Below are 12,564 nucleotides of genomic sequence, written 5' to 3' on the forward strand. Positions count from 1 at the left end.
GCCGGCATTCGCTTCTTAGACATTGGGAAGATTGAACTCGTCCGATTATCCCTTCTCAAGCAGTCTGTCGTTGAGAATCGCGGGCGTGTTTTCGATGGCGGGCTGCAGTGCGTCGAGCTGCGCGGCGAGCTTCGCCTCGTTCACCACGGGGATGTCGAGCAGCGTGCGGGCCGTGGCGTGCAGATAGTCGTTCAAGGCCTCGATGCGGCCGTCCTCAAGCGGATACGTCGGATCGTTCTCCAACGTGACGTCCAATGCCTTGCGCAGCATCTCATGCTGCGCAACTCCCATGATGGCCGCACACTGGTCTCGGAACGTCATGCGCGAATTCGACGGCTGACGTTCCTCCAGTACCTTCGGCGTCCACGCACCATGCTCCCAATCGGCACGCATGTCGTTCTTGAACAACGACATGTTGTGATCGAACAGGGGTGCCGGGCCGAGGATGCGTCCGGTATGGTTGTCACGTAGGAACCCGTGGTTGTTGGCATGCCGGTCCTGATTGACGATGAGCGCATCGAAGACGAGCATCGTGCGCATCGCCTCGAACGACTCCGAAGACACCGCACGGGCGGCGGCGAGAATCTCCGGGAACGATGCGAGCTGCGTGGCCGCGTAGAACGGCACGAACGACACGTCCTTTGTGTTCATCGACGGACACACCGACGCCAGCTTGCCTTTCCAACGGGCGATATGGTAATCGACCGCGTTCACGCCGAGCTTGTGCGCCAGTTGCGAGGCGAGATACTCGGAATATGGCTCCAGTCCGGCGTTCGCATACCCTTCGGAACCAGCCTTCCACAATTCCAATCCATTGCCTGTGTGCCGCCATGCCTTCGGGAACTGCCCGTCCGTTGTCCATTCGCTTGACAGGCCTATCGCATGCTTCTCACTCGACGTGTAGCCTGTGTACGCCACGATGGCAAGCGTCTCATCCAGCGGATTGTCATACAGGTTGATGTTTGCGAACTTCAAATCCTCATCGTCGCGTTCGACCCAGAACGAATCATTGACCGACAATCCCTTGCACAGGTCGATGATCCCCAGCGTATCCGCGATGTTCAGTCCGGCCTGTGCGAGGATCTGGGACGCGAACTCACGGTTCTTCGGAATGGTACGCCGTTCCAGCCAAGCGGTGAGCTTCACATCATCCGGCTGAGGAGCCAACGGGAACGGCAGCAACGTCCGCTTCGACTCGTCGAACCAGCGAATACGGGCCTCGACCTTACCAGCCAACAGCCCTTCACCGTACGCGGCATCAAACTGAAGCAGCGGAACGTCATACAGACGCAACACATAACCGGTCATATCCGTTCCTCCAATCAGATGCCTAATGCGCCGCGTTCATCACGATGCGACTTTATACGACAACAACTGAATACAGTATAGACAAGGGCCTTGGAATCACTGGAATTCCAAGGCCCTCAGCACTACTCAGCAATCACTACTTGCTGACATTGAACTTGAACTCGACGATATCGCCGTCTTGCATGACGTAGTCGCGGCCTTCCTGGCGGAGCTTGCCCTCCTCCTTGATCTTGGCCATGGAGCCTTCGGCGGCAACGAAGTCATCGTAGGAGACGATGTCGGCCTTGATGAAGCCCTTCTCGAAATCGGTGTGAATCACGCCGGCGGCCTGAGGCGCAGTCCAACCCTTGTGGATCTGCCATGCGCGCACTTCCTTGACACCAGCGGTCAGGAAGGTCTGAAGGCCCAGGATGTCGAAGCCCACACGAGCCAGCTGGTCGAGACCAGACTCGGAAAGACCGGCGTCCGCCAACATTTCGCGGGCATCAGCCTCATCGAGCTCAGTCAGATCAGCCTCGAACTGGGCATTCAGGAACACGGCCGGAGCAGGGGCCACGGAGGCGGCGAGCTTCTTCTTGAGCTCATCGTTGGCCAGCTCGTTATCGTCCACGTTGAACACGTAGATGAATGGCTTGGCGGTCATCAGGTGCAGGTCATAGACGGAATCCTTATCGAAGCGGCCTTCGCGGGCAGCCTTATCCAAGGTTTCGCCATTTTCAAGAATCTGCTTGGCTTGCTTGACGGCATCCATGTATGCCGGCTCGATCTTCTTGCCACGAAGATCTTTCTCCAGCTTTGGCAGCGCATTTTCGATGGTCTGCAAGTCGGCAAGAATCAGCTCGGTGTTGATGGTGTCGATATCGTCAGCCGGATCAACCTTGCCGTTGACGTGCACGATGTCATCATCCTCGAATGCACGCACGACTTCGCAGATGGCATCCGCCTCACGAATGTTGGCCAGGAACTTGTTGCCCAGGCCTTCGCCCTCGGACGCACCCTTGACAATACCGGCGATATCCACGAAGGTCACCGTGGCGGGTACGATCTTTTCGGTGTTGACCAGCTTGGCCAGCACCGGCAGACGCTTATCCGGCAACGGTACGATACCGGTGTTCGGCTCGATGGTGGCGAACGGGTAGTTCTCTGCCAGCACATTGTTGCGGGTCAGGGCGTTGAACATGGTGGACTTGCCAACGTTGGGCAGTCCGACAATTCCGATAGTAAGAGACATGGTTCCAAGTCTAGAGAGATGCTGGACACACAACACACAGCGCCGAACGAACTATCGTAAGCGAGTGCGATAGCAACTCCCTCATTATCTTTGAAGACAGCTCCCCTCAGTGAGGGAAGCCAGTACAGAAACCAATCAGAGGAGATCAACCGACAATCGCATCGACGGCATTAATCACCGAGCCACGGAAGCCGTCCTTTTCGAGCTGAGCAACGCCCTTAATCGTGGTACCTCCCGGCGAGCAGACGGCATCCTTCATGGCACCCGGATGGGTTCCGGTCGCCATGTACAGAGCACCCACGCCTTCCACCATTTTGGCTGCCAAACGGTAGGCCGTAGCACGCTGCAGGCCATATTGCACACCGGCATCGCCCAACGCTTCGATATACATATCGGTGAACGCCGGTGCACATCCAGCAATCACCATGGCGACGTTCATATGGGCAGTATCCACACGCTCAATCAAGCTGATGGCACCAAACAGTTCCTCAAAGGTCTGGTTCTCAGCATCATTCAGCGTGTTGGCGGATTCGGTGACCAACACGCCTTTGCCCACGGCCATCGGCGTGTTCGGAATCGTGCACTGAATATGGACGTCCGGCGAGTCCACGGATTCACTGTCTTCGGTGGCGAACAAATCCTGATACTTCTTCAAATCCCAGCCAGCCGCGATGGACACGACGAACTTGCCTGGCTTGGCCAGCTCGTGCGCCAACGGCTTGATCACCGAGTCAATCTGATACGGCTTGATGGCAACAATCACCATGTCCGCAGCCACAGCCACTTCCACGGCGCTATGCAATGGTCGCACGCCGAGCTTCGCAGCGTTCTTCTCAAGCTTGTCATAGTGCGCGGCACAAGCCACAATCTGATGGCCGCGCACCACGCCGGCATCCACCAAGCCTTGGGCGATGGCCTGAGCCATGTTGCCATATCCGATGAATCCGATAGTGAAGTTGCTCATGAAAAAGTTCCTTTGCAATCAATTGAAATCGGCCGACAACCGATGATGCCATTCCGCGGCTTCATGCCGCTTCCTTCTCTCCCCCAGTCGCCTTCGCGACAGCCCCCTCATCAGAGGGGGGCCGAGGAGCACGTGTCAGAACAGTTCTTCCAAGTCGCCGCGGTTCAGCGCTTCATTCCACAGGTGCTTGAACACCAGTGAACCATGCAGACCATCGTGCTCGAATTCGTTGGTGGTCCAATAGTGGCTGTTACCCACGCGGCTCAGCGTATCGAGCTGCATACCGGAGTCCACATACATGTCGTCGAAGTAGACGGCGGCCTGCAGTGGCACTTTGTTGCGAGCCAACTGATCTTCGTCGTAGATCACACCGAAATGCGTGTCTTCCATCAGCACATCCATCGCAGGCTTGAATGGACGCAACGCAAACTCCTGTTCGAACATCCACGGGAACATGGCTTCACCGGTGAAGTTCAACGGGCGAGTCTCCGTACCGAACTCCGGCTTGGTGTCGCGCACGCGCTGCGCCGCCCAGCGAATCGGCTTATCGAGCTCGCCATTGGCGTAAATGAACTCCTGCAACGGCCAGTACAGCGGACGGGATGCAGTGGCGTTCATCACCTTGGCGAGGAATTCGTCGGAAAGATCGGCATCCGCACACGATGAACCGTCACCGGTAAGGAACGCATCATCAAGAATCCAATGCACGCGTTCGAAGCTTGGCTTCATGCCGAAATCGGATCCCAAGCATTGCAGCCGCTCCACGGTCAGCGGATCGCCATTAGGCAGCAGCGGGAAGCCATGAGCAGCCATACCGGCAATCAAACCCAAACGATGATCAACGTCGGTTTCAGCCATGGAGTCAAGCACCGAATCGGTGAGCTTGCCCGTAAACTCGGCCACATCTGCCACAGTCGGCAGTTTGTCTGCCAATGTCTCCACGCGTTCCTTATCTTGCGGATAACGCTCATAGAACTGCTTAGTCTTGCGAGCCATACGCGGGAAGGTGTGTTCATAAACTTCGGTGGCATCGGCCGGCACATGCGGGATACCGCCGGTGGTGAAGCTGGCGATGACGCCAGCCGGGAACAACGACAGATACGTCAAAGTCAGGAATCCGCCATAGCTTTGACCCATTGTGACCCACTTGCGGCCACCGAATTCAGTCAGACGCAGATGTTCGAAATCGCGGACGATGGAATCGGCGAGGAACTTCTTCAAAAAATCGGCTTGCGCGCGTGCGGCGCCGGCTGCGTCACCTTCATGGGCTGCGGCCAGATGCGCCATCGTGTGCGTATCGACGCGCGAGGAGCGACCAGTACCACGCTGGTCAGGCAGGATAATGCGGAAATGCTTGCTGGCCTCTTCAATCCATCCATCGGAAGTGGGGCTGTTCAGTCGGGGACCCGCTCCGCCAGGGCCGCCCTGCAGGAAGATCAGCAGCGGCAGGTCATCGTGCACATGTTCCGGCGTGGTGACTACGCGATAGAACAGTTTGATGGTTTCGCCGTCAAATGACTGGCCCGGCACATGATCGGTCCAATCCAGCGGCACGTCAATGGAATGGTCTTCGATGGCGAGACCAGGCACATAGTATTTGCAAAGCTTTGTCATGATTCCTGACTTTAGCCCACAAATCAGTCTTTTGGGTGATGTTGATTCATCTTCCAACGCGTTAGCCTTGGAACTTATGGGATGGATCGCGAACATTCGGATGCAGCTGGCCAAGCTTGGCGGCAAACCGTATCAAACCTTGCTGTTTGATACGCTGCTCGCCGTGGCGCTCATGGCATTGGGCTCCCTCATAGCCACGAGCACCGACCCCAGCACCACTCCAGGGTTGCTGTTTCGCTCATCATCCTTAGCAACCGTGCTGTGGAATTTGCCAAGCATGATTCCGCTGGCCTTGCGAAGAACCCGTCCGGAAACTGCCGCTTGGATGTATGTCGGTCTTACGATACTGCAGTTGATTGTTGGCCCGGCAATCATCTACAGCGATTTTCTTGCGCTCCTCATGCTGTACTCCGTCTTGGTGTATGGCGACGCCCATCACACGGTACGGTTTGTTATCACAGCACTGGCTAATAGTCTGCTTGCCGGCGCAGTTTGGGGTGTGACATTCAATATCGGACCATTGTTCGGTTCCGCCGCCGGGTTCAACATAGCTTGGACCGGCTGGCTTCCTACCGCTGCGGCACTTCCAGCTTGCCCTGCGATGGGCGCGGTCGCATCAGATACTGGCAGTTGTGGGTTAAAGATGCTTGAGGACTCGCTAATTATGGCTGCCGTAATCGCCATCTGCGCAATCAGTATCAGCATCATGGCATTGTGGCAGCGCGCACGACGGGCCACGCTTGCAGCCATGCGCGAACGCAATGCCGCGATTGTGGCGTCAGAGGCAGAGGAAACCCATATCGCCGCGCTTGCCGAACGTGCACGCATCGCCCGAGACATGCATGATGTGGTGGCGCATACGCTTTCCACGATTATCGTGCAGGCGGATGGCGGGCGGTATGCGGGCGCCCATGATATCGAATTGGCGCGCACGACGATGGGAACGATTCGCCATGAAGCTCAACGTGCACAGCACGATATGCATCGTTTGTTTTCGGTGTTCGGTACACCAACCGGCGGTGAAGCGAATGGCAACGCAATCTCATACGGCAATATGCCTTCATTATGGAAGGGGTCCGTCAACGTTTCGCATACGCTAACCGGACAGGCGCATCCGGAAAAACTGTCAGTACAGGCCAGCGAGGCAGTGTTTCGATTAGTGCAGGAGGCCTTGACGAATGCTCGTAAATATGCGGGCAAAGGAGCCCACGTATCCGTCAACGAACAGTGGTCGGATATGGCATTGTCCATCACCATTACCGATGATGGACTCGGCGCCAAAGCCGCACAGGACGGGCATCGACCGGGCTATGGCCTCATCGGTATGCATGAACGTATTGAAGCACTCGGCGGCACGGTCCACGCAGGCCCGCAGAACGGTCAGGGATTTGAAGTGTCGGCATCGATTCCTCTCTCCCCCATGAGCTCTCCTACTCAATATGCCGCGTTCGACTCGGGTTCCGCGCCCGGCACCAACAATTCCCATTTCCACGATTCCGCACAGAGTGTCTTCCCTATCTGGACACGATTCATGGACACCGCAAAACGAGCTGTTCTATCATCGGCGGCACGAATATTCACCGTCTTCCAATCAAAGCATATTGAGCAAGGAGACCCCTCCCATCGATTCAATTGGATTGGCAGGTTTGCCCAATGGACCGAACGGCATTATCTATTGATGGATATACTTGCCGCAGCAATCCTAGTAATACTGTTCAATTCGTCTACTTATAACGATCTACGAACGCTCGCCGATGACGGTGTTCATTGGATACTGCCCAATAAAGCCTTCACAACAGTCCTGACCATTGCCCTACTTGTACCGATAGCGTTCCGCCGGCGATTCCCTGAATCAAGCGCCTTGGCGATGGCGGTGGTATCGATGATTCAGCTGCTGATGCCTGCTTCCATCATGACAGCCAATGGCATGGCTGTGAATGTGTTTGCTTTGGTATCCGTCTATTCCGCTGTGCTTTACGGTCGTGAGCATGCATGGCGCTGGGTGAGCGTGGCATTGGTTGTTGATAGCTGGTTGTTCGGCATCAAGATCGCGACCGGGTGGAATGGGACCAACTTATGGCATGTTGCGGCGCAGCTGGTTATTCCCGGTCGTTATACCACGGATGTATGGGGGGTTATTCTTGGAGGACTGTTGCCGGGCGGCATGGTAGCGATGGCTGGTTTCGCCTGCATCGCCGCCGCTCGATGGACCCGTTCACGAGGATCGAATGCGCTGGTGTTGCAGCAGCGAGAAGAGGCATTGCGAGCTGAGCAAGAGCGTCAGAAGATATTGGCGGCCAATCTCGAACGCGAGCGAATCGGATCCGCGATGCAAACGGAAGTAATGGCCACATTGAATTCGGTCATTATACAAGCTGATACCGGCCTGGCTCTGTTGAACAGCTCCCCCGCACTCGACAGTACACAAATCGCGGATTCGTTCGCGGCAATCAGCAAGCGTGGGCGTGCTGCCTTGGCCCATATGCGTGAGCTGCTGCAGGTGCTGCGCGAAACCGGCTTCAGCGATGAGGCTCATCATGCGGCTTCCACTGCGATGCCGCTGCATCCGGCTGCTTCACTGGAAGCTCAGATGCAACAGCTGCAAAGGAATCATTGAGTCAATCCGATCAGAACAGGGCAGTATCAGGGAAGATTCAGGGTTGTCCAAGACGCACTGAGCATGCAGAAACGGATACAGTGGGAGTCATGAACGAGAGTAGAAGCATTCGTGTGGTCATTGCCGATGATCAGGAGCTAGTGCGAGCCGGCTTTGCCATGGTGATTAATTCACAGGCCGATATGACTGTGATAGGTCAGGCCGCCGATGGTGTTGAAGCGGTTGCCCTTGCTGAATCATTGCATCCTGATGTGGTGTTGATGGATGTACGTATGCCAGGCATGGATGGGATTGAGGCTACGCGGCAGATTTCAGAGTCCTCTACCGATATCCAACCGACTCGTGTCATTATTCTGACGACTTTCGATTTGGATGAATACGTGATGTCTGCCATCAATGCCGGAGCTTCGGGCTTTTTGCTGAAAGATACCGAACCGGAAACATTGCTGAATTCCATCCGCACTGTGTTCAATGGCAACGCGATCATCGCGCCTTCCGCCACAAAACGTCTTATTGAAACGATGATGCAGGATGGCTATGCGGCTGGGAAATCATTGGGAACAGCAGCGTCCAAAGCTACGAGCACGAATGCTGTAACAGATTCCGACGCGTTTTACACCGATCCGGAGCTCGAACTGCTCACTGATCGCGAACGTGAGGTACTGGTGGAAATCGCCCACGGGCTCAGCAATCAGGAGATTGCTGACAAGCTTTTCATCTCCCTGCCTACGGTGAAAACCCATGTGGCGCATATTCTGGCGAAAATCAATGCGCGCGATCGCGTGCAGGCGGTTGTTTTCGCTTACGACAATAGATTGGTGTGAACATTTTCGCCATTTCGTCATAGCAACCAAACGAATGACTAAGTAACTGCCATACAAGGGGTACATTCGCTACTTCGCAAACATCTATCTGTTTTGCAAGGGGTACCAATTCATCCAGAACGCGGATATATGTATTGCGATTCCAATATTCATATGGATGAAAACACAGTTTTGGTACCCCTCGCACAGCAGATAGGAATCCGAAAGGACGCCAATATACCCCTTCCAAAGGAGATGGCCTCCCACACCATGTGGCGTGGGAGGCCATCTCAATGCGCTATTGTCAGGCTTCGGCCAAAGCGACTACAGGAGGTACGCTGACCGCTCGTCGGGCGGGCGCGATACTGGCAATCAAAGCGGCCAAAGCAGCAACACCAAGCATCAGACCATTACCAGCCCAATCGAATGGGAACGCCACGTTGCCGTACAAGCTGAACACCATGTAGGATCCCAGCCATCCGAACACCGTGCCGAGCAATACGCCGACCACACCGGAAACCAATGAAAGCAGCAGGGCTTCCACAGCCAGCGAGCGCCGCAGCTGACCTCGGGTCATACCGATGGCACGCAATGTGGCGGATTCTCGCGTGCGCTCAATCACTGACAGCGAGAGCGTGTTCGCCACACCGACAAACGCGATCAGCACTGCCACGGCAATAAGACCGACAAGCAAAGCCATCATGCCGTTAATCATGGTTTCCCACATCGATCGCTCGGCAATCGGCCCGGAAACCATGACTCCGGTACTTGCCGAGAAGACCTGTTGTACGTTGGTCAACACATCATTCAATGTGACTCCGGCTGCACCAGTATCAACACGCATGAGCAGCATGTGGCCGGTTGAAGCAAGATCGCCATCCGCAAAATACCTGCTGTTCACGAACACCACGGCATCGTAATCCGCAGAGACTCGGCGGTAGTCCGCTTGTTCTGGGATTAGTGTCAGCGATCTGCCCGTCGTATTGGCAGTTCCGTCATTGGCAGTACCGTTCTCCGCTGGTTTCAATGTGATGCCGGAACTATTGAAATGCAATGTCTTGCCACTGGTTGCATCGTGTTGTGGCAGCAACACGTGGCTGTTATCCATGGATACACCATCGATATTCGCTTTCATCACCTTACGCAAGTCTGCGGCATCGTCAACGCCGGCAACGAGTACGGTCAGTCCCTTCCCGTCATCAGTCGTGGTGGTCATCACCGTGGTGGGCATGTAGGCCGAGGCAGCGATGCCCTTGATTTCCGCCGCCTTGGTCGCTTGCTCGTCGGTCATATCAGCACCAGTGGCAATCATATCCACGCTGTAGCGAGCGGCAAGGGCCTCTCCCATCGTTTGCTTGGCACTGGCTGCACCGGTTGCGATAGTGGCCACCAACGTCACGCCAATAAGCAATGCGGCTCCTGTTGCAGCCACACGGCGCGGATTCTTCTGAATATTGGCATTCGCCACTGTGGCGCTAGGACCGGCAAGTGCTACCAGTGAGCCCACACCTCGCATGAGCAGAGGCAACCAGAATGTAGCTGAGAGAACAAGACCGAGGAACACCATCGCACAGCTGCCGATGGACATCAGCAGCACCATGGAATAGCGGTCTTTGACCAAGGAAGCATGACCGGTTATGGACGCATGCATCTGCCATACGGAGAATCCTGCAAGCGCTGCACCACCGAAGCATAGTATTGCGGCGACAATGCCCCGCATCACCCCGGCACGACGAGTATCGGCCAATTCGATTGGACGCAATGCCTCCAACGGGGTGACTGCGGTAGCGCTACGGGCGGAGCTGAGGGAAGCCAGCGCGGTCATGATGACGCCGAATGCCATTGGTACTACGAACACCTGCCAGCTCAATACCAGTCGAGCATCCATGCCGGTGGAGGCCATGATACCGGAAGCGCACAGAGCGGCCATGAGTCCAATGCCGAGCACCACACCAAGCGCGGAAGCGAACAGTCCCAGCACTGCGGCTTCGATAATCACCGATGCATACAACTGCTGTTTCATGGCACCAATCGTGCGCAGCAGCGCCAGGGTACGTCGACGTTGTGCGACAAGTACCTGGAACGTGTTGGCAATCACCAATGCAGCCACCAGCATGGCCAGCACGCCGAAGCTCAGAAGGAAGATAGTGGTGATGCTGGTGCCGCTATCGGTCGTGAGCGCATTCAACGATTTCTGATTTGCGGTGGCCCGATCCATCACAGTGTGATATTTCGGCATCAGGGCATTGATTTGCTTCACGGTAGTCTGCGTATTGCTGCCAGCATCGTCGAGATCAAGATACAGGCCATAGGCCGGTACATCGTTGAAATCCTCAACACCATTCATGGCAGCCGCGATATTGTCGGATAGCACCGAAGCGCCACCATAGTAGGGATAAGCCTTATTGGGGTCGTCGGTCAGACCGACTACATGGACGGAGAGTCCGCCATCTTGGCCGGATTCGGAAGTCGCCTGAGCGGCAGCGGAATTCACCGTTACCTTGTCTCCAATGGTGATGCCGAGTTGTTTGGCCATGGATTGCGGCACAGCGATCTCATTGTTGTCAATCGGCTGATTGCCCTTGGCAATGCTCACAGGAAGCAGTTTGGTGTCTCGGGCGGTGCCGACCGCGATACCAGTGACGTGCTTATCGTCTTTGGACACTGTCAATCCGCTGACCGTCACATCAGCACGAGCATCGTTCACTCCCTCGGTGGCGCGTATCCGATCAAGATGGAAATCGGAGACCTTGGTGTTGTAAGCGTCCTGCTCCTCCTTGGTCGAGGCGTGTTTAAGCGCATCTGCATCGATGGACACGACGTAATTCGCATCCCCGTACATGGCGGTCTGCTGGCGGACCAGCGAATCGTTCATTGTGTTCGAGAACAGGAAGGTGGAGGCGATGAATGCGGTTCCGATCAGGATGGCGATTCCTGCCGGAATCAGCATTTTCGCGCTTTTCTTCATCAATTTGAGTGTGATGGAAAACATAAGACTTCACTCCCTTTGCTTGGCTAGCGTGCGTGACGTGCGGGCACTGCGCCCTGTGCGGCACGCTCGCGTTCGGCCATCAGCAATGCGTTCATGCCTTCGGCGGTGGGGTGCTGTTCATCGGCTACGATCTGACCGTCCGCGAAAACGATGGCTCGATCGGCGTAGGAGGCTGCCACCGCATCGTGAGTGACCATGACGATGGTCTGACCAAGCTCATCGACCGAACGTTTGAGGAAGGTCAATACCTCGGCGCTGGAAACGGAGTCGAGATTGCCGGTAGGTTCGTCGGCAAAGACAAGCTTCGGCTTGGCGATCAATGCTCGGGCGATGGCCACACGCTGCTGCTGACCACCGGAAAGCTCATTCGGCCGGTGGTCAAGACGTTTTTGGAGGCCCAAAGTCTCAACCAACAGTTTGAACCAGTCACGATCCGGTTTGGCTCCGGCCAGAGTCAATGGCATCAGAATGTTCTGTTCGGCGCTGAACATGGGCAGCAGGTTAAAGCTTTGGAAGATGAAACCGATTTTGTTGCGACGCAATAGGGTGAGCTGCTTATCGTTCATCTTCGTCAAATCGGAACGGCCGAAGAGAATGCGTCCACTGGTTGCCGAGTCAAGGCCAGCCAGCGTATGCATCAACGTGGATTTGCCGGAGCCGGAGGGACCCATGATAGCGGTGAATTTGCCGCGTTCGAAGCTGACGTTGACACCACGCAATGCGTGCACCGCGTTGGCCCCGGTGCCGTAATCCTTGACCAGATCGATGGCTTGAATAGCCGGCGACGGCGGTACCGGCGGATTGTTGAAGGTCATGATTCCTCTTCCTGTAAGATTCCGAGCCCATTGCTCGGATGATGGTTTCAACTTACGGAAGATTGCCGGCTCGCTCCATCGTGCGCCGGGCTGTCATTCTTGAGGATGATGCGCGCACTCTTTCCCGCACTTTCCCGTCCTCTTGAAAAATATGTAGGGATCCAAATGCAGCAAATGCACATGAATACGCCAGAAACGGTTCAAATACAGCAGTTTTCAT

The 12,564-nt window shown here is 55.7% G+C and carries 8 protein-coding genes; 2 read left to right on the forward strand and 6 right to left on the reverse strand.

All coding sequences use genetic code 11. From position 1 onward, the window contains the following. Positions 1–45 precede the first annotated feature (45 nt). The 4 genes from CSQ86_RS05850 to CSQ86_RS05865 all read right to left on the reverse strand — a co-directional run bounded on the left by CSQ86_RS05850 (position 46) and on the right by CSQ86_RS05865 (position 5,117). Positions 46–1,308, reverse strand: coding sequence for a HipA family kinase (locus tag CSQ86_RS05850; protein ID WP_100494155.1), 1,263 nt, complete (start codon positions 1,306–1,308; stop codon positions 46–48). Positions 1,309–1,444: 136 nt separating this feature from the next. Further along, entirely contained in the window at positions 1,445–2,539 is a 1,095-nt protein-coding gene (ychF, locus tag CSQ86_RS05855; protein WP_100494156.1) for a redox-regulated ATPase YchF, read from the reverse strand. Between the two features lie 145 nt (positions 2,540–2,684). Continuing rightward, complete coding sequence (gene proC, locus CSQ86_RS05860; protein ID WP_100494157.1) at positions 2,685–3,503, reverse strand: pyrroline-5-carboxylate reductase; 819 nt, start codon at positions 3,501–3,503, stop codon at positions 2,685–2,687. Between the two features lie 135 nt (positions 3,504–3,638). Beyond that, the gene (locus CSQ86_RS05865) at positions 3,639–5,117 is read right to left on the reverse strand and encodes an alpha/beta fold hydrolase (RefSeq protein WP_100494158.1); all 1,479 of its coding nucleotides are present in this window, start codon (positions 5,115–5,117) and stop codon (positions 3,639–3,641) included. A gap of 76 nt (positions 5,118–5,193) precedes the next feature. Between CSQ86_RS05865 and CSQ86_RS05870 the strand changes: the two genes are divergently transcribed. Then, complete coding sequence (locus CSQ86_RS05870) at positions 5,194–7,734, forward strand: sensor histidine kinase (RefSeq protein WP_240542243.1); 2,541 nt, start codon at positions 5,194–5,196, stop codon at positions 7,732–7,734. Between the two features lie 89 nt (positions 7,735–7,823). Then, positions 7,824–8,558 (forward strand): response regulator, encoded by a 735-nt coding sequence (locus tag CSQ86_RS05875; protein ID WP_100494159.1) that lies wholly within the window; start codon positions 7,824–7,826, stop codon positions 8,556–8,558. 283 nt (positions 8,559–8,841) lie between these two features. On the opposite strand, the gene CSQ86_RS05880 is transcribed toward CSQ86_RS05875, so the two are convergent. Then, positions 8,842–11,529 carry an ABC transporter permease gene (locus CSQ86_RS05880; RefSeq protein ID WP_100494160.1) on the reverse strand — a complete coding sequence of 896 codons (2,688 nt, stop codon included), beginning with the start codon at positions 11,527–11,529 and terminating at the stop codon, positions 8,842–8,844. A 23-nt stretch (positions 11,530–11,552) separates the two neighbouring features. Next, positions 11,553–12,344: an ABC transporter ATP-binding protein gene (locus tag CSQ86_RS05885; protein WP_100494161.1), complete on the reverse strand. Its 792-nt coding sequence runs from the start codon at positions 12,342–12,344 to the stop codon at positions 11,553–11,555. Positions 12,345–12,564 lie beyond the last annotated feature (220 nt).

Source organism: Bifidobacterium felsineum (assembly GCF_002802915.1).
Lineage (GTDB): Bacteria > Actinomycetota > Actinomycetes > Actinomycetales > Bifidobacteriaceae > Bifidobacterium > Bifidobacterium felsineum.